Origin of the sequence: Mycolicibacterium aubagnense (assembly GCF_010730955.1) — a bacterium.
Lineage (GTDB): Bacteria > Actinomycetota > Actinomycetes > Mycobacteriales > Mycobacteriaceae > Mycobacterium > Mycobacterium aubagnense.
Genome location: NZ_AP022577.1, coordinates 791276 through 810671 on the forward strand (window position 1 = coordinate 791276; position 19396 = coordinate 810671).

At 67.6% G+C, this 19396-nt stretch carries 14 protein-coding genes; 8 read left to right on the top strand and 6 right to left on the bottom strand.

Annotated features, from left to right (window positions below):
* Positions 1-61 precede the first annotated feature (61 nt).
* Together G6N59_RS04015 and G6N59_RS04020 are read left to right on the top strand one after the other, a co-directional pair.
* On the top strand, positions 62-1615 hold the full coding sequence (locus G6N59_RS04015; protein WP_138230933.1) for a sensor histidine kinase: 1554 nt from the start codon (positions 62-64) through the stop codon (positions 1613-1615).
* Positions 1616-1656: 41 nt separating this feature from the next.
* Positions 1657-2028 carry a response regulator gene (locus tag G6N59_RS04020; protein WP_138230934.1) on the top strand — a complete coding sequence of 124 codons (372 nt, stop codon included), beginning with the start codon at positions 1657-1659 and terminating at the stop codon, positions 2026-2028.
* Between the two features lie 44 nt (positions 2029-2072).
* Here G6N59_RS04020 and G6N59_RS04025 read toward each other — a convergent pair whose 3' ends face one another.
* Positions 2073-3452 carry a cytochrome P450 gene (locus G6N59_RS04025; protein WP_138230935.1) on the bottom strand — a complete coding sequence of 460 codons (1380 nt, stop codon included), beginning with the start codon at positions 3450-3452 and terminating at the stop codon, positions 2073-2075.
* Positions 3453-3561: 109 nt separating this feature from the next.
* Here G6N59_RS04025 and G6N59_RS04030 point away from each other — a divergent pair, with 109 nt between their 5' ends.
* A complete protein-coding gene (locus tag G6N59_RS04030; protein ID WP_163910937.1) occupies positions 3562-4419 on the top strand; it encodes an FHA domain-containing protein in 858 nt (285 codons plus the stop codon).
* Here G6N59_RS04030 and G6N59_RS04035 read toward each other — a convergent pair.
* Together G6N59_RS04035 and G6N59_RS04040 are read right to left on the bottom strand one after the other, a co-directional pair.
* The gene (locus G6N59_RS04035) at positions 4413-7511 is read right to left on the bottom strand and encodes an FAD-dependent oxidoreductase (RefSeq protein ID WP_138230937.1); all 3099 of its coding nucleotides are present in this window, start codon (positions 7509-7511) and stop codon (positions 4413-4415) included. The genes G6N59_RS04030 and G6N59_RS04035 overlap by 7 nt on opposite strands.
* 122 nt (positions 7512-7633) lie before the next feature.
* The gene (locus tag G6N59_RS04040) at positions 7634-9568 is read right to left on the bottom strand and encodes a serine/threonine-protein kinase (protein WP_138230938.1); all 1935 of its coding nucleotides are present in this window, start codon (positions 9566-9568) and stop codon (positions 7634-7636) included.
* 106 nt (positions 9569-9674) lie between these two features.
* Here G6N59_RS04040 and G6N59_RS04045 point away from each other — a divergent pair, with 106 nt between their 5' ends.
* The 5 genes from G6N59_RS04045 (at position 9675) to G6N59_RS04065 (ending at position 15585) form a co-directional block, all read left to right on the top strand.
* Positions 9675-11057 carry an FAD-binding oxidoreductase gene (locus G6N59_RS04045; RefSeq protein WP_138230939.1) on the top strand — a complete coding sequence of 461 codons (1383 nt, stop codon included), beginning with the start codon at positions 9675-9677 and terminating at the stop codon, positions 11055-11057.
* 119 nt (positions 11058-11176) lie between these two features.
* Positions 11177-11599 (top strand): three-helix bundle dimerization domain-containing protein, encoded by a 423-nt coding sequence (locus G6N59_RS04050; RefSeq protein ID WP_138230940.1) that lies wholly within the window; start codon positions 11177-11179, stop codon positions 11597-11599.
* A 95-nt stretch (positions 11600-11694) separates the two neighbouring features.
* Entirely contained in the window at positions 11695-12969 is a 1275-nt protein-coding gene (locus G6N59_RS04055; RefSeq protein ID WP_138230941.1) for an HNH endonuclease signature motif containing protein, read from the top strand.
* A 175-nt stretch (positions 12970-13144) separates the two neighbouring features.
* Complete coding sequence (locus G6N59_RS04060) at positions 13145-14299, top strand: acyl-CoA dehydrogenase family protein (protein WP_138230942.1); 1155 nt, start codon at positions 13145-13147, stop codon at positions 14297-14299.
* Positions 14296-15585 (top strand): H(+)/Cl(-) exchange transporter ClcA, encoded by a 1290-nt coding sequence (locus G6N59_RS04065; protein WP_138230943.1) that lies wholly within the window; start codon positions 14296-14298, stop codon positions 15583-15585. Before G6N59_RS04060 ends, G6N59_RS04065 begins: the two co-directional genes overlap by 4 nt.
* Before the next feature lies 1 nt (position 15586).
* On the opposite strand, the gene G6N59_RS04070 is transcribed toward G6N59_RS04065, so the two are convergent.
* From G6N59_RS04070 to G6N59_RS04080, 3 genes are all read right to left on the bottom strand, one after another.
* The gene (locus G6N59_RS04070; RefSeq protein ID WP_138230944.1) at positions 15587-16600 is read right to left on the bottom strand and encodes an NAD-dependent epimerase/dehydratase family protein; all 1014 of its coding nucleotides are present in this window, start codon (positions 16598-16600) and stop codon (positions 15587-15589) included.
* A gap of 123 nt (positions 16601-16723) precedes the next feature.
* Positions 16724-16918: an Rv1893 family protein gene (locus tag G6N59_RS04075; RefSeq protein WP_234884269.1), complete on the bottom strand. Its 195-nt coding sequence runs from the start codon at positions 16916-16918 to the stop codon at positions 16724-16726.
* A 107-nt stretch (positions 16919-17025) separates the two neighbouring features.
* Entirely contained in the window at positions 17026-19386 is a 2361-nt protein-coding gene (locus G6N59_RS04080; protein WP_234884270.1) for a heavy metal translocating P-type ATPase, read from the bottom strand.
* Positions 19387-19396 lie beyond the last annotated feature (10 nt).

Genomic DNA, 19396 nt, shown 5'->3' on the forward strand with positions numbered 1-19396 from the left:
ATACCGTCCTGGCCGCGACTAGGGTCGTTGACTGAACACGGGACCAGGCGGGAGGCGGCGGATGAATCCGGCACGATGGAACCCCGCCGTCTCCACGCCACCGTGGTACGTCGGGCTGTTGGTCGCCGCGGGGCTGATCACCGCCGAGGTCGCCGTGGTCCGGCTGCTGCGCGATCCCCCGCCGCACGGCACCTATGCCATCGTCTTCATGTTCGGCGTGCTGATCATGAGCGCCGGCTGGGGTCTGGGCCTGTCCCTGCTGACCACTGTCGCGAGCGCTTTGGCCTATCTGCAGGTGCATCTGGACGGCGGCCCCCTGCTGCCCCTCAAACCGATCGATGTGCTGACACTGTCGGTTTTTCTCCCCATCGCCGGCCTGGCGAATGTCCTTGGCTGGCAACTGCGTACCCGCGCCCGCGACGCGCATCGGAACTGGCAGGTCGCGACCGGAGCCACCGAACGAGTGCGGGAACTCGCCGAGCAGCAGGGGGCGCTGCGGCGCATTGCCACCCTGATCGCGGAAGGCAGATCACCGGCCGACGTACTGTCGAGCGTGGCCGACGAGGTCGCCGCGGTGCTGCACGTCCGCAACGCCGGGCTCGTCCGCTACGAGCCGGGCGGCACCGCGACTCTTGTTGCCGTGCATGACGAGCCGGGGCTCGGGGCCGTGCCCGTCGGGACCACGTTCCCCCTCGACGGTGACGACGTCATCGCGATGGTCCGGACAACGGGGCGCCCGGCGCGCATGGACACGCACGAAGACGCCGGGGGTTCGACGGCGGCGCTTGTCCGCGATCTCGGCCTGCAAGCATGCGTCGGCGTACCCGTCACGGTCGACGGACAGCTCTGGGGCGCAATGATTGTCGGCACATCCGGTTCGGACGCCCTGCCGGCCGACACCGAAGAATACGTGTCGGATTTCGCCGAACTCATCGCCACGGCCATCGCGAACGCCCACGCGCGCGCCGAGCTGGTGGCGTCGCGCGCCCGTATCGTGACCGCCTCGGACAATGCCCGCCGCGGCATCGAACGCGATCTGCACGACGGCGCGCAGCAGCGGCTGGTCACCCTGGCCCTGCAGGTCCGCACCCTGCAGATGGCGATCCCGGAGGATCCCGCGGAACTCCGGTCCAGGATCGCCGGGATCGGCGACGGCCTGCGCACCGCCAGCGACGAGCTGCGCGAGCTGGCGCACGGGGTGCATCCCGCGATCCTGTCCCGCGGCGGGCTGCGTCCCGCGCTGCGCGACCTCGGCCGTCGGGCGCCGCTGCCGGTCGAAGTCCACGTCGACGTCCCGGTGCGACTGCCGCAAGCTGTCGAGATCGCCGCGTACTACACCGTCGCCGAAGCCCTCACCAATGCCGCCAAGCACGCCCGGGCTTCCGTGGTCACCGTGAACGTCGACACCGACGCCACGTCCTTGCGCATCTCGGTTGCCGACGACGGCGTCGGTGGCGCCGCTCTCGACGCCGGTAGTGGGCTGGTGGGCCTCGAGGACCGCGTGGCCGCACTCGGCGGCAAGCTGCACCTGTCGAGCGCCGCGGGCGTCGGTACGACACTGCTCGCCGAGATGCCGCTGGACGAGGCAGTCGCCGCCGGCACAGATACCCGCTAGCAGGAATGCCTGGCCGGGATCATTCGGCGACAATGCAATACATGACGAACCGCCGATCTCTGCGCTGCGTCATCGTCGACGACAATGCCGACTACCTGGCCGCGGCGACAGCGCTCCTGCAGCAGGACGGCATCGAGGTCATCGGTACGGCGCAGTCGGTGTCGGACGCGATGCACACCGTCGAAAGCCTCCAACCAGACGTCGCGCTGGTGGATGTGCACCTCGGCGAGGAATGCGGGTTCGACCTCATTGAGCAGTTGCACACCCGCGCCGACACCGCCGGCGTGACGGCGATCCTCACCTCGACCCTCACCGAACTGCCTGTCGCCGATCTCTCCGCCACCGGCACGCCACCGAGGTTCCTGCCGAAACTCGATCTCTCGGGTGACGCCATCCGCGCGCTCATCGTCTGACCACACCGCAACACCTCACACACCCGAAACGGCCCGGCAACGGCTCAGTGCGGAGCAACCGGGCACCGCGGCTGCGAGGTATCGGCTGCCTCAGCAACCTGGTGCCGCGCGCGGACGGTGATGCGGGCGCCGCGGTCTGGAATCAGCGTGACGTGCTTGAGCCGCTGCCTCTCGCCCGCCGCGGCCGTGGTCTGCAGCTCAGTTCGGCGCAACACCTCCCGCAATACCACCCGCATTTCGACGAGCGCGAACGTCGCGCCCAGACAGCGGCGGTTCCCGCCGCCGAACGGTAGCCACGTGGTCGGTCCGGGGATGGTGCCGACCATCCGGTCCGGGTCGAAACGCTCCGGGTTGACGTACTGGTCGGCGCTGGCATGGACCAGGCCGACGCCCGGCGCGACCATCACGCCCGTGGGCAACCGGTATCCACCGATCTCCACGGGCTCGGTCAGCACCCGGCCGACGTCGTAGACCACTGGCCGGACCCGCAGAATCTCCCGAACGATCGCATCGAGATACCCGTCGCCGGCCGGATCCCCGGCAGCACTCGCGTGGGCAGCCGCCACCGCCTTGTCCAGGACGTCGGGGTGCCGCGTCAGTCGTTCCAGTGTCCAGGACAGGGCGGTTGCGGTGGTGTCGTGACCGGCGGCCAGCAGCGTCATCAATTGGTCGCGCAGTTCGCGATCGGTGATGTGCCGGCCGTCCTCGTCGGCTGCCCGGATCAGCATTGCCAGGACGTCGGTGCGCTGAGCCAGCATCGGGTCGGCCCGCCGCTCGGCGATTTCGGCGTAGATCAGCTTGTCGGCTTGGGCCAGCCGCTTCCGCACGAGGGTCCACGGCCACACGCGGTACAGCTCGGGCCGCGCGATCGACAGTGCGGCAAACCAGTTCACATCCAGGAGCTTCGGCATCGCCGTACGCAACGCGGCCAGGCGGTCCGGATCGGTCGCGCCGATCACGGTTTGCAGGATCACTTCGAGCGTGAGTGCCGACATGTGCGGCGCCACCGCGAATTCTGTTCGGAGAGGCCAGTTCTCGATGGACTCCGCAGCGATGGCGGCCATGGCTGCCGTCTGCCGGTCGACGGCGCCGCGGGTGAACGGTGGGAGCATCAACCGCCGCCGGTCCGCGTGCACCTCGTCGTCCACGACGAGCACCGAATGCTCGCCCACCAGCCCGATCAGCATCGAATTCGCCTCGCCCGCATGGAAAATAGCCGGGTCGCCGGCAAAGACCTGTTTGATGTGGTCAGGATCGGTGACATAGACGACGGTGCCCATGGCGGCGATCCGCAAGGTGAACATCGTGCCGTATCGCCGTTCGCATCTGGAGACAAAACCGGGCCAGTCCCGCAGCAGGAACGCGGCCTGAGCTGCCGCCGGCAGCCGCGGCCCCGGAGGCAGATCCGTTCCTCGATGACGCATGGTTGCTCACCCCCATCGGTAAACCGACTCTACCCATTTGCCGCATGGCATGGGGGCGGACGCTGACCTATCATCAGCATCTGCGGCAAACTACCGAGGCGGCGACAAGGTGGAACAGAAGCGGCACTGCGTGGCCATCGGCCGCGGCGAGGGTCTGGTCGCCCGATACGGCGACGTGCTGGTGTACATCGCCGATGCTGCCAGAGCCCGGCCACTCCTGCAGGTACTCACCTCGACCGCCCAGCCGTCGGCACTGCCCCAAGCACTTGCCGCGCTCGCCGGTGGACCGGAGTCGGACACCGTGCCGCACTTCGGGGCGCTGGTGCCTACCGGCGACGCGTTACACCTGATGGTGCGGGGCGACGTGATCGCCGATATCGAGGCCGGAGGCGGTCACCGCCGAGTCAGCGGCGGCGACCGGCCGGTGGTCGACGAGACGGTCGCCCCGTGGTTCGACCGGATCACGATCTGCACCGCCACAACAACATTCGTGCCGTGCAGCGATACCGACCTCGTCGCCGGTGTGGTGCCCGGCGCCGGCTTCGTGCTGCAGTCACGCGTGGCCCGGGTTGCCGCGGCGCAGGCACCGGCACAAGTCGCCGCGACGACGCGGGGCCGTCCGCCCACAGGGTCACTTGTCGCCGACGACGGTGCTGTGTATCCCTTGGACCGCCCGTACATCATCGGCCGTAATCCGCTGCTCGACCCCGCCGTGAGCAACGCGTCGGCGTCACCTATCAGCTTGCCCGACGATCCGCAGGTGTCCCGGGTCCATACCTATGTGACGGTCAACGGCGGCATGGTGATGGTGCGCGACGCACGCACGGTCGGCGGCACCTTCATCGCGGCACCCGGAGACCAGGTCTGGACGCAGGTCGGCGACCAGCCCGTCGAGCTCAAACCGGGCTGTTACCTGCGCATCGGCCAGAAGATTCTCACCTACGACATGTCCGCGGGGAGTCAGTAGGCCAGCCGGTCGGGGTCGGCCAGGATGCCCCAGTTGCCCATCCGCAGTGCCGCCAGCGCCGCCGGTCCGACGGGTCGCTGCTCACGTACCGCTTTCTGCGCGGCCGCAAGGTCGGCCGGGTGGTGGCCGAGTATCGTGGCGCCGACCGCACGACCCTGGGACACCACGAGCCTGCGGTAGGACGGCACGGCGGGCCGATCGATCACCACCACCTGGTCGCCCGGCGCCGGATCGACCGGACCGATCGAAAAGAGCTCCAAGTCAACACCTTTGAGGATGGTGGGCGGGGTTTCGACGGGGACGGTCCGGTCCCCGCCCAGTGCGTTCACTGCGGCCGCCTCGGCTTGTTCCGTCGCGACGGGCCACAGACCCAGTACCCGGCCACCGTGCTCGGCGACGTCACCGGCGGCGTAGACGCCGGGCACGCGGGTCTGCATCCGGTCGTCGATCAGCACCCCTTTGCCCACGGGAATGCCTGCGTCCCTGGCCAATTCGATGTTGGGCCGAATGCCGGTGGCAGCCAGGAACACCTCGCACGACAAGATTCGGCCGTCCTTGAACCGCACGCCGCTCACGGCGGGATCGCCGCGGACTTCTGCCGTTTCAGCCTTGTGCGCAATGGTGATCCCCGCGCGAGCGAAGTGCTCGGCGACCAGCTGCGAACAGCGCGTGTCGATCTGCTTGCTCAGCAGCCGGGTGCCGCGTTCCAGGACGGTCACGCGCAGCCCGAGTTGATGCAGGCAGTAGGCCGCCTCCAGCCCCAGCAGGCCACCACCGGCGACCACCGCGTGCCGGGCCCGGCGCTCCTGCACGTACGCACGAATCCGCATCGCGTCGGCCGCCGTCCGCAGTACGACACTTCCGGGCCGGTTCAGCCCGGGAGTGTCGGGCACGGCGGCGCTGGACCCCATCGCCAGGATCAACCGGTCGTAGGGCAGAGCCTCTCCGGTGCCCAAACGCACCACCTGCGAACGCAAATGGATGCTGGTGGCCCACGTGTTCAGCCACGCCGTGACACCGTGCTCGTCGTACCACTGCTCCGGCAGCAGGTACAGCCCTTGCATCGCGGACCGGCCGTATACCAGTCGGGAGATGCCCATTCGGTTGTACAGGCCGTGCGGTTCGGCACCCACCACGTGGATTTCGCAGTCAGGGTGCCCGCGACGCAGGAAGTCCGCGGCCGTCACACCCGCGATGCCGTTGCCGATCACCACGACGCTGACGATCGAGCGGTCGTAACGGACTGGTCTGCTCGCCGTGGTGTCGGCACGTTCGGGAGTCAGCGAAACCGTGACGTCCCCACCCTGGATCCGGGCGCAGCAGGCCATGCGGCTGGACTTGCCGAGCCCCAGTCGGTTGAGGGTCTTGAGCTCGTCGGCCTCGGCCGGCGACAGGCAACCCATCCCGTCCACGATCGATACCGGGTCCGCACCGCACACACCCATCCGGCAGCCGGCCTCGATCGCCTGCCCGCTGCTTTCCGCGACGTCGAGCAGGCTCATCCCGATGTCGGCCCCGACGGGCTCCGACCCCGATTCGAAACGCACTCGCACAGCACTGCTTTCGGCACCGGCGCCATCCGCGCCGGCCGGCATCGTCGGCGTATTCAACAGGACCGGTGCTGACCTGGCGCCGGTGAGGTAGGCGAACTGCAATTCACTGACCCGGGTGCGAGCCAACCACCACAGCGTCAGCACCGCGATCACCACGGTGATGGGCCACCGTAACCAGGGCGCGTCGACGCCGGTGATCTGCCGGAGGGAATCGGTGAGGACGGGACCGGAGAACCAGTAGTAGGCGTTGATCGCCACCGCCGCGAAACCCGCCGTCAGCATCGCCTGGCTCAACGGCGTGACCGCCTGCAGCACGTAGCAGAGGCCGACACTCACCAGCACGAAAAGCGCAAGCACACCATACTTTTCAGTCACCGTCCCGCCCTGCTGGGCATGCACGGTGAAGAAGCCGATGATGAATCCCGGTAACGCCGCCGCGAACAGCACACGGGGCGCACTCCACCGGGGTTCGGGATCCGCCATGTCGGCCTGCCACGCCGCCCGAGGCTTGAAGTCGTAACAGTTCTTCGCACAACCCAGGCAGGACTCGCAGTGACTGTTCGGTGAGGTGACGTACGGCGTCTGGCCGTAGGTGCGCTGTAGCGGCAGCAGCGGGCAGATGCTGGAGCACCAGCCGCTCTTGCCTTTGAGCAGGAACCCACCGGCGAACGCCGAAGCGATGATCACCGCCAGGACCACGCCCATTGCGGGGCCGTTGCGATCGAGGCCGGCAAGCCGTGCCCCAGCGATGCCGAAGAAGAGGGCCGCGGCGATCAGGAACCCGTTGCGCGTCCACCACCCGGGCGCCGTGGCGGCCCGGCTGAACCCGGCCACCCGTGGGAGTTGATTCGACGCCGAAAGCGGGCAGATGTTGCGCCACACGCCCGGCGCGATGAAGAACAGCGCCGGCCACAGGGGCACGATGACGCGGAAGAACACGAACAGTCCCGCGGCCGGCCGCACGAACATCGTCACCACCACCGCGACATAGGCCAGCACACTGCCGACCCGGACTGCCCGCCATACGCGACGCGAAATCCTATGCGGGAGTTCGGTATATGGCGGGAACAGGTCCTTTGTGCCGGTGGGATCGATACCTAGCGCCCGCTCGACCAGTCCAACCCTTGTTGCGCCCGTCTCGGCGGCCGCCGGGACCGGAACCTCGGCGAGCTTCACCACCCGCATGGTCCGCGTGGGGTCGTGGCCGGCGGCGGCGACCGGCGGTTGATCCGCGGACACCGGTTTCGGGGCGTGCAGCACGATGATCTCGGTGCGGCCCAACCGGATCACGTCGCCTGTCGAGAGCGTGCCCCGTCCGGACAGCGCCACGCCGTTGACGGTGCTGCCGTTGCTGCTGCCGAGGTCGACCACCGACAGCGCCGTCGGGCTCGGCACCAGCCGCAGATGACGCCGGGACACCTCGCTGTCGGCGAGGTTGATACCGTCGCACTCCCGCCCGAACAGCAACGGCCTGCTGAGCGTCAATCGGCGTGCCGGCCTGCCCCATTCACGGACCTCGATCACCGGCGGCTCAGCCATGGTCAGCTCCCCGAGAAGTCGTCACCACGCGGCGCCCGGATGATCTGGGCGAATTAGCTGGCTCAGCTTAAATCGGGCGGGGCCGATCCGCCTCCCGATCCGTACTACCTGACAATTTGCCGCTAATCTCCTGTGCGAACGAACTTGTCGGTGAAGTCACCGCCCGGGCACTCCCCGCCGGTCGAGGTGTTGGTGCCTCGCCCCTCCAGCGACGGGATCGGATCGACCAGCTGTGTCGGTAGCGGATATTCAGCGGAAATCTTGATGTGTGTAGTCCCGCCCTTGGCACACGCGACAGTGCCTTCATCGGCCCGCGTCCATTTGCCATTGGCAAAGACCAGCGTCACCACGCCATCGGGTGCATGGAGCGCGCTGATGCACCGATCACCCGTCCGCAGGCACTGCGTGCGCACCTGAAGGTCGGGCGATCCGGGCGGGAAGCCGCCGTTCGTGTAGGTGATGTTCTCGTGATACCGCCCGTGCAGCGTCGACGCCGTCGAGCTGACCCGCGGCGGCAGAGTGGCAGGGTCAGGCACCCTGCTGGGTTCACCGTCGCCCGTGCGGGTGAACGTCACCGTCCGCTTGACGCTGCTGCACCCGTTGGCGGTGACCCGGGTCGTTTCCCCGGCCAGGGTGCCGTCGGGTTTCGGTGTGAGGGTGAATACCACCCACGCCTCGGTGGGCGCCACATTCCCGCTCATCGCGTCGCTGCACTGCACCGAACCCGTTGCCACGGCGACCCAGTCGCCGGCGACCTGGTCGAACGTCAGATTCGACACCAGCACGACGCCGCTCTTGCCGGTATACGAAGCGTTGGCGATGCACCCGTTGGACCCGCATGACGACCGCACGTCCCAATCACCCGTCATCGCCGGCCCGCCGGGTATCGCCACGCCTTCCAGATCAGTGGCCGGTCCGTACTCGGCGCGGTATCTGCCGCTGAAACCGGTACCTGCCGCGGAGGCCGTCGGGCTGGGCGCAACCGGCTTTGCGGCTGGATGATCGTTCCGCCCGAGCAGCTTCACTCCGGCGAACACCCCGCCCGCGACGACCAGCAGGGCGACCACCGCCAGCACCGCGATCAGCACGCCCGATCGTGAGGAACGATCAGCCGGCGGATTGAACTGCGTTGGCGGGTTGAACTGGGTCGGCGGGTTCAGCGGGGGTGCGGCGGGTGCAGCCAGGGTCGGCTGACCGCGGAACTCATTGCGTGCGAAGGGCACCGGCCGGGTGGCCTGCTGTTGGAGGGCCTCCGCGAATTCGCTGCAACTGGCGAAGCGGCCGGCGGGTGTCTTTGACATCGCCCGGGCCAGCACCGGGTCCAGGTCGCGGAGTTCGGGGCGCTGCTCCCCCAGCGATGGCGCGGGCGCGGTGACGTGTTTGGTGATGACGATCGCCGGGTTACTGTCAGCGTACGGCGGATTCCCCGTCAACAGCTGGAATGCGGTGCACGCCAGCGCATATTGGTCAGTGCGGCCGTCCATCCCCTCACCCCGGAGCTGCTCCGGCGCGGCGTACGCCACCGTCCCCACCGCCATGTTCGTCGCGGTCAGACCGGACGCGTCGTTCATCGGCCGGGCGATGCCGAAGTCGGCAAGATAGATGCGTGACGTCTCGGCATCCAACAAGATGTTGGCCGGCTTCACATCTCGGTGCAGCAGCCCGCGCCGGTGTGCGTGGTCCAGTGCCGAGGCGACGGCGGTGATGATCGGCAGCGCGACTTCCGGCGGCATGCCCGATGGGTAGTGGTCACGCAGCAGCCGGGCGGCGTCGGTCCCGGCCACGTAGTCCATCGAAATCCAGAGCTGGCCGTCGCACTCACCGCGGTCATGGACACCCAGGATGTTCGGGTGCGACAAGGTGGACACCACGTCTGCCTCCCGCATGAACCGTGGGCCGTACTCCGGATCCGACGTCAGCTCGGCAGACAAGACCTTCACGGCATCCAGTCGCGGCAGCCTCGGATGCGACGCCAGGTACACGCTGCCCATGCCGCCCGCGCCCAATTTCCGCCGGATCGTGTAACCGGCGAAAACCTGACCCTCGGTGAGCAGCACGGGCAAATCGTAGGCCCGCGGACGTGCTTACGCTGGCAACGTCGACAAATCCGCCCAGCGGACCCGTTCGGTTCGCTGACGGCTGCCGGCTCGATACAGTCCGACGATGCACGACCCGACCCTGAACGACGCTGCGCTGAACCGTCTGGCCGCCGCACTACCGGATGGCGCGCTGATCACCGACCCCGACATCATCGAGCGCTACCGCCGGGATTCGGCGGCCGACCCGAAAGCCGGCACTCCGCTCGCCGTGGTGCGGCCCGCCGGTACCGCCGACGTTCAGCAGGTGCTGCGGTGGGCATCCGAGCACCGCATCGCCGTGGTGCCACGCGGCGCCGGATCAGGTCTGTCCGGCGGCGCCGACGCCATCGACGGATCAGTGGTACTGAGCACCGAACGGATGCGCGACATCCGGATCGATCCGGCCACCCGGACCGCGGTGGTGCAGCCGGGCCTGACCAACACCGAAGTCAAACGTGCGGCCGCAGAACACGGCCTGTGGTATCCGCCGGATCCGTCGTCCATCGACATTTCCTCGATCGGCGGCAATGCCGCGACCAACGCGGGCGGCCTGTGTTGCGTGAAGTACGGCGTCACCGGTGATTACGTGCTCGGGATGGAAGTCGTGCTGGCCGACGGCACCGCGCTGCGGCTCGGCGGCCCGCTGCTGAAAGATGTTGCGGGACTGTCATTGACGAAGCTGTTCATCGGATCCGAAGGCATTCTGGGGGTGATCACCGAGCTCACGCTGCGCTTGATCCCCACCCAGCCGCCGGCCTCGACGGTCGTGGCCCAGTTCAACTCCGTCGAGGACGCCGCGAACGCCGTCGTGGCCATCACGGGCGAAATCCGGCCCGCGATGCTGGAATTCATGGACCACGCGAGCATCAACGCCGTCGAGGACGCCATGCGCATGGGGCTGGACCGGTCCGCCCGAGCCATGCTGTTGATGCAGTCCGACGCGCCGGGCGCGGCGGCCGAGGAAGTGGCGACCATGATCGCCAACTGCGAGAAATGCGGCGCCACAGAAGTTTTCGCCACCGACGACCCGGCCGAGGGCGCCGCGTTCACCGCAGCGCGCCGCGGCATGTTCGGCGCGGTCGAGAAGCTCGGCAGCCTCCTGCTGGAGGACGTGGGCGTCCCGATACCGCAACTGCCCGCGATGGTCACCGGGGTCGAGGACATCGCCGACACCTGCGATGTGCAGATCTACATGGTGGCGCACGCCGGGGACGGCAACACCCATCCGATCATCGTGTACGACCCCACCGATCCCGATGCCACCGACCGCGCAGAGCGGGCGTTCGCCCACATCATGGAGCTGGCCATCGGGTTGGGTGGCACCATCACCGGCGAACACGGCGTCGGACGGCTGAAGCGGGACTGGTTGCCCGATCAGCTGGGCGACGACGTCATGGCCTTGACCCGGCGCATCAAAGACGCGCTGGATCCGCAGGGCATCCTCAATCCCGGTGTGGTGCTGCGGTAGTCACCTCGACGTGCGCCCGGACCCGTCCGGCCTCGTCGCCGTCCCACATCCTGAGGGCGAAAAGTCGATCTCACGTGCGCGACGCCTGCAGGTAACCAACGGTCCGTACAGTCGCTGTCATGTCCGAAGAACCCACGAGCCTCGCCGAGCAGACCTTCATGGATCTGCTCACCGCGGCCATCACGCGGGGACACCGGCCGCCACCCACCACTGATCTGGGCCCGACCTGCTGGATTGCGATCGACGCGCTGGCCCGGGAGCACCCTGATGCCACCCCGGAGCGCGTGGTCGCCGCGTTCGACGCCTTCGCGATCGAGCATCAGGACGCCGACCAGACCGAGGTCGATCCCGTGACCGCTCGAGTGGCCGAATACGCCGCCATCGACGCCCTGGTGGCGCAATTGACCATCACTTACCCGAACATCGACCCCCACACCGTGACCGCTGTCGTGCGCCGCATTCATGCTGATTTCCACGACCACGCGGTGCGGGACTTCATCCCGCTGTTCGTCGAGCAGGCGGCCCATCGGAAGTTCGCCTAGGCCGGTTCCTCCGCGACGAAGCGGCGTACCAGCACCGTTGGTCGTCGGATTATCGGGGTCCGGAACTTGTCGGTGGTCTCTGCTTTGATGGTGTTATGTCCAGCACCGCAACACCTTTGGCCACCGGGTTGAGCCCGTGTGAGCGGCTGGAGGCGTTTGTCGACGAGATCGGTGAGCTGACCGGTCAGCGCAACGCGATCGACGGTCGCCTGGTGGAGATCGTGGCCGAGATCGCCCGCGACGGACTGTGGGGCGCCACCGGCGCAAAGTCCCTGTCGTCGCTGGTGGCATGGAAGACCGGGGTGACGCCACGTAACGCGGAAGTCATGGTGGCGGTCGCGCACCGGCTGCCGGAGTTCCCACGGTGCGTTGAGGGGATGCGGGAGGGCCGGTTGTCATTGGACCAGGTCGGGGTCATCGCCGAACACGCCGCCGAGGGTTCTGACGCGCACTACGCGCAGTTCGCGGAATCTGCCACGGTCACCCAACTGCGCACGGCAGTCAAACTGGAACCGCGACCCGATCCCGAACCAACATCTGAACCCGAGCGGTCGATCACCAAAACCACGCACGACGACGGATCGACGACCTACAGAATCCGGTTACCCAAGCTGGAAGCCGCGAAGGTCGACGCCGCCCTGGCATCGCACCATGACGCGTTGATTGCGGACTGGAAACGCGACCACGACACCGACAGCACCGGTGACGGTGCGGGCGAACAGGCCTGCGAGCAGGTGCCGCCGTTCCCGAACCGGGTGGATGCGTTCATGAGCCTGGTCGACGCCGGCTGGGACACTGACGCGGAACGCCGTCCGCACGGGCAGCACACCACCGTCGTGGTGCACCTGGACGCCGAGACACACAGCGCCGCGCTGCATCTGGGGCCGCTGCTCACCGACGACGAACGTCGTTTCCTACTCTGCGACGCCACCTGCGAAGTGTGGCTGGAACGCCACGGCCAACCCCTCGGCGCCGGACGGACCACCCGCACCATCAGCCGCCGCCTGCGCCGGGCGTTGGAGCACCGGGACCGCTGCTGCGCCGTCCCCGGCTGCGGGGCCACCCGCGGCCTGCACGCGCACCACATCCGGCACTGGGAAGACGGCGGCCCCACCGAACTGCACAATCTTGTGCTGCTGTGCCCGTATCACCACCGCCTGCACCACAAAGGCGGCATCACCATCACCGGACCCGCCGACCGGCTCGTCGTCACCGACACCGCCGGGAACCAGCTGCACGAAGGATCACTGGCCCGACCACCCACCACACCACCACCGGATGTCCCACCATACCCCGGCCCCACCGGCGAGCGCGCCCAATGGTGGTGGTATCAACCCTTCCAACCGCCACCAATACCAATGACCAACTAAGTCGATACCCCGCGATGCCGCAGGGCCGGATAACGTTCGTGGCCAAGCAAATTCGCGCCCCGTTCGGGTCCGTCGATGTGAAGGTTGACCCTGCCGGGCCGGGGACAACGTCGCCCCGCGAACGAAACGTCCAAGCAGGCGAGCGCCATGGACACAATCTGGCAAGGTAATCACCGTGTCCACTCACCTGACCGACGAAGAGGTCATGCTCGTCGCGACCGTCCGCGCGTTCATCGACCGTGACGTCAAGCCCACGGTGCGCGACGTCGAACATGCCAACGCCTACCCCGAGGCATGGATCGAGCAGATGAAGCAGATCGGCATCTACGGGCTGGCCATCCCCGAGGCATACGGCGGCTCTCCGGTATCGACGTCGTGCTATGTCGAAGTGACGCAAGAGCTCTCACGTGGCTGGATGAGCCTGGCCGGCGCCATGGGCGGCCACACCGTGGTGGCCAAGCTGATCGGCATGTTCGGCACCGAGGAGCAGAAGCAGGCGTATCTGCCTCGGATGGCCACCGGCGAACTGCGCGCGACCATGGCCCTGACCGAACCCGGCGGCGGCTCGGATCTGCAGGCCATGTCGACCATCGCGCGACGGGACGGGACCGACTTGGTGATCAACGGTGCCAAGACCTGGATCAGCAATGCCCGCCGCAGCGGACTGATCGCGCTGCTGTGCAAGACCGATCCCGCCGCAGAGCCACGGCACAAGGGCATTTCGGTGGTGCTCGTCGAGCATGGCCCCGGCCTGACGGTGTCACGCGATCTGCCCAAGTTGGGCTACAAGGGCGTCGAAACCTGCGAGCTGGCGTTCGACGATTACCGCACGCCCGCATCGTCGATACTCGGGGGCCAACCCGGCAAGGGCTTCGGGCAGATGATGAAAGGTCTTGAGACGGGCCGCATTCAGGTCGCGTCACGTGCGCTCGGCGTGGCTACCGCCGCGCTGGAGGATGCGCTGAAATATGCCCAGGAGCGCGAGAGCTTTGGTCAGCCCATCTGGAAGCACCAGTCGGTGGGCAACTACCTGGCGGACATGGCCACCAAGCTGACGGCGGCCCGCCAGCTGACGCGGTACGCCGCCGAGCGCTACGACAACGGCGAACGGTGCGACATGGAGGCCGGCATGGCCAAGCTGTTCGCATCCGAGATCGCGATGGAAATCGCGCTGAACGCCGTCCGAATCCATGGTGGCTACGGCTATTCCACCGAATACGACGTCGAACGCTACTTCCGCGACGCCCCGTTGATGATCGTCGGCGAAGGCACCAACGAAATACAACGCAATGTGATCGCAGCGCAATTGGTCGCGCGCGGGGCACTATGACGACTCCGGAGCGAACGCGGGCCCAGGTGGTCTGGTTCGTCCTCGCCGCGGCCGTCGTCGGTGCGTTGACCGGGCTGGCCGCGGCCAGCTTCCGGGTGCTCCTCAATTACGCGACGCAGTGGCGCGCATCGCTGTCGCAGTGGTCCCACGGAAGTTGGTGGGGTCCCATCGTGGTCGTCGCCATCTGCGCCGTGTGCACGGCGGCCGCCGCGTCGTTGGTTCGCCGGGTCGAACCGCATGCCGAGGGCAGCGGCATCCCCCGCGTCGAGGCCGTGGTCGCCGGCCGCATCGAGCCGGGCCGGTTCAGAATCCTGCCGGTCAAGTACATCGGCGGCCTGCTGGCCCTCGGCTCCGGCCTGGCCCTCGGACGCGAAGGACCGTCGGTGCAGATGGGCGGGTCCATCGCCGTCATTGTCGCCTCGGTGACGCGACGTTCCCAGGCTGACCTGCGCATCCTCGCCGCCGCTGGAGCCGCCGCGGGTTTGGCGACCGCGTTCAACGCACCCATTGCCGGTGGGGTGTTCGTGTTGGAGGAGCTCGTCAAGCGATTCGACCCGCGCACCACGGTGGCCACGCTGGTGGCCTCCGCGTCCGGATTCATGGCTGCCTATCCCTTCGTCCGCTCGGGCAGCGAATTCCAGGTACCGCCCCTGGCCGATCCCGAGCTGTCGGGGTCCGGGTGGGTGCTCGCTGTCGGCATCCTCGCCGGCGTCCTGGGCGTGCTCTACAACAAGGCCATCATGTTCGGTCTCCGCGCCGCCGACACCAGCCGCTGGCCGGCCGAGGTCCGTGCTGCCCTCATCGGCGCCGGAGTCGGGGCGCTGGTCTGGTACTCCCCTGATCTTGCCGGCGGCGGCGACCTCCTCACCCAGGACGCGCTGCTCGGCCACGGTGCCATCGGGGCCGTCACCGCGGTACTGGTGCTGCGGTTCGTCCTGGGTGTGGTGTCATATGCCGCGGGTACGCCGGGCGGACTGTTCGCCCCGATGCTCGTCCTCGGCGCTGACGTCGGGTTGATCGTCGGCCTGATCGCGACACACTTCGCGCCCCATTCCGCGCCCAGCCCGGCCGCGCTCGCCCTCATCGGGATGGCTGCGTTCTTCTCCGCCACAGTCCAGGCACCGGTGACGGGCCTCATCCTTGCCACCGAACTCACGGGCAGCACGAACCAACTGCCGCCGATGCTCGGTGCCTGCGCGACGGCGCTACTGGTTGCCATCGCTCTGGGCGCACGCCCGATCTACGACCTGCTCACCGATCGGGCGGCCGCCTCAGTCACAACATGATTCAGCGGACGTTGCCGGCGTACCTGCCGGCGAGCCTGCCCGTCTCGATGAGCCACAGCAGGGTGTCGCGTGCGGTCTCCTCGAAGGGCCGGGCGGGGATGCCGAGTTCCTCAGTGGTGCGGGACGTGTCGAACCGGGTGTCCCGCACGGCCAGCTCGACAGTCTCGACATCTACGGGCAGGTGCATGCTCTTGGGCAGCATCTTGTTGAACAGTTCGGCGAGCTGACTGAACGGCTTGGCCACCATCGTGGGCACCGTGACGAACGGCAGCCACCGGCCTGTGATCGTGTGAAGGGTGCCGTGTATGAGGTGGCCGGTCAGGTGATGGCCGGGCACCACATATCGGCGCGGCCCTTTGCCCTTCACCATGCAGGCGGCGACAACATCGGCGGCATCACGAACGTCCACGTAGTGGGCGCCTCCAGCCGGCCAGAAGGGCAACCAGCCCTTGACGATCCACATGAACAGCTCGGCCTGGGTCCCCACGTACGGATCATGCGGACCCAGCACACCACCGGGATACACCGACACCACGGGCGCGCCGATCGACTGAAACGTCCGAATCTGTTCCTCTGACTGACGTTTCGACTTCGCGTACGCCAGGTCGACGTCACCCAGCGGCAGATCGAGACCACCGCCGCCGCGACGGGTGAGGGCCACTGTCGACGAGATGTGCACGATGGGATCGAGGCCACGCTCGACAGCACCGCCGACGACCAATTCCGTTGCGCGCAGGTTGGTCCGAGTGATCTCGGCGGCCCGGCGAACGTCGAGACTGAATACTGCGGCCGCATGCACGACGGCTTCCACGCCGTCGAGCGCAGCTGCCACGGCATCGGCGTCGAGCACATCACCGACGACGATGTCGTCGACCGAGACATTTAGCGGCCCAAGCGATATCGGTACCTGCTCAGCCCGGCGAACGAGCATCCGCACGTCATGCCCATCACGGATCAAGGCGGCGACGATGTGGCCACCGACGAAGCCGGTCCCCCCGGTCACCAGAACCTTCATCTTCCGTCCTTCCCAGGGACTCGCCGGCCATCGTTGGTGTGGCGACACCCCCGACAAGGTCGTTGGGTCGCATCGCCGCACGCACCCTATCCCCGGTCAGCGGTTGTTCGCTGAAAAACGGGGTTACGCTTCGGCGTCAGCCTCAGGGCCGTTGCCCATCAGGATTTCCTTGAGCTTTCCCACGGCATGAGTTCCGATGTCGACAGAGTTCTGCTCGATACCGGAAATCCATTCCGCCACATCACCTCTGATGATATCCACGGCGTTGCCGACAATATCCGAAGCCTCTTCGACCGAGTGAACGGCCACGTCCCGCACCAGCGTCGAACGAGTCCTCGGGCCTGAGTGGCATCGCGATCTTGTCAAGTCGACGGTTAGCCAAGAAGCTCGTACGCCGAGACTGAGCTTCCGCCACCTCCCGCCTATCAAGCCGGTCGAGACGCTGACACCGCCGGCTGCTGGTCATCAGCCAAGGTGAAGTAGGTCTCTTCTTCCTGTGCGAAGTGCAGCTTCAGCACGGTATACAAGCCGTACAGGCAAGCGAGAAGATCGTCGACTTGATCCGGTTGAATGGCCTCGCCGGAATTGGCCAGCGCGAGATGTATGCCGATGCGATCGCTGAGGCGCTGTATTTCCGCATGCATGCGACTCATCGTGGTTGTGGCCTCGCCGCTACCCAGCGGCCGCGCCAGCGCCGGGTACAGCTCGTGCTCCTCCGCCAGCTCATGTGGCACCAGGCGCTCGGTCAGAAACGAGTGTGCGGTCGCGAGCGCATCCAGCGCGGGTCGACCAGCGCCCGCAGACACGAGGACCGCCGCGTCGCGGAGTAGACCGATCGCGTCGCGCAGCTGATCATGCTCCGCAGCGAAGTGTGCGAGCATCTGCGCGGTCTCCGCCGGCACTTCCACCCGGACCGCGGGATTTCCTCCCAAGGCGCGCAACGCATTGAGAATCACGGCGATGTCGATCCCTTCCTGGATCAGTGCGCCAACTGCTGGCGGTAGCCAACCGAGGGCAGCTACCGCCATCGCCACCAATGAAAGGGCCATTCCCACGGACGCGCTCTGCACGGCGATATGTCGCGACCACCGCGCTATATCCCTGGCGTCGGCGAGACGGTCAAGGCGGTCGGTTGTCAACACGATGTCGGCCGCTTCTGACGAGGCGGTGGCACCGCGCGCGCCCATCGCGACGCCGACGGTGGCTGCGGCCAACGCCGGCGCGTCGTTGATGCCGTCACCTACCATCACCGTGGGTGCTCGGTTCTGTTCGCGTCGTACCGCGGCAACCTTGTCGGCCGGGCTGAGGTGGGGATAAATCTCGTCAAGTCCCAACAATGCGCCGATTTCGCGCGCCGGCTCCACCCGGTCGCCGGTGAGCATGACGAGCCGGTTCAGTCCGGCGGCGCGCAACCGACGCATGGTGCGCGATGCGTTACGGCGCAGTGGGTCCCGCAGCAGGATTGCTCCCACCACGGTGTCATCGACCGACACCCAGGAGACCGCGGCGCTGTCTAGCCGGGCCTGGTTGATCACGGTGGGCGCCCACTCGCCGGGAACCATCTCCTCTGCGAGCTTTCCGACGTGAATGTGCCGCCCGTCAACGGTGGCGCTGACACCGCGGCCCGGCTGTTCCACCACATCTTCGGGGAGTGCCAGTTGCTGCCCCTTGCTGAGCGCTTCGGCGACGATCGCCTCGGCGAGCACGTGCGGCGAGAATTGATCGACCGATGCGGCCAACCGCAAGGTCTCGACGCCGTCGTACCCCGGCGCCGCCACCACCTCGACCACGACGGGCCGACCCACCGTCAGCGTGCCGGTCTTATCCATGGCGAGAGTTGTTGCGTGCCCCAGATTCTCCAACGCACCACCGCCACGAATAACCACCCCTCGACGGGAGGCACGCGACAAGCCGGACACGATCGCAACGGGTGCCGCCAGCAGCAGCGGACACGGCGTCGCCACGACCAACACCGCGACCGCGCGTACCACCGAACCGCTGGCCAGCCAGGCTCCCCCGGCCACCAGAAGCGCCATTGGCAAGAACCATGCTGCGAAGCGGTCAGCCAGCCGCACGACCGGCGCATTCTCCGCCCCTGCCTGCTTTGCCAGCCGGACCAGACCCGCGTAGGTGCTGTTCTCGGCAGTATCGGTCGCGCACAGTTCAAAAGCACTGCCCGCGTTGACGACACCACTGCGGACCGACTCCCCGAGTGCGCGTTCCACCTGTAGCGGTTCCCCGGTCAGCGCCGACTCGTCGAGCACTGCCACCGCATCGGCAATTCTGCCGTCTACCGGCACAACCTCTCCGGAGCCCACGATCAGCAGGTCGCCGACGACCACCTCGTCGAGCGGGATCGTTGTCACCTCTGTGCCGTTGCGGCGCCGCGCAAACCTGGGCGCCCGCTCCAGCAGGGCTCGCATGTCGCGTGACGCCCGGTGTTCGGCGGCGGCCTCCAGCGCGCGACCGCCGGCAAGCATCACGGCGATCAGGGAACCCGCCAGGTACTCATGCACCAACAGGGTGCCGGCCAGAGACAACACCGCGATCACATCTACCCCGGCGCGGCGACGCCGCAACGCGGACCCGACCCACACCAGCGCAGGGATCAGCGCAACGACGGTGCCGGCGATCCAGCATCCGTCCGCCACGCGCGACCAGCCGGCCAGCCATGCCACCAAGCCGGCCACCAACGCGCCAACGGTGACGATCACCAAGCCCGGTTCAACCAGCCGAGCGGCGCGTGCACGGCACCGGCCGTCGTCCGCGCGAGGTTCCCGCTCCACCAGACGCTCC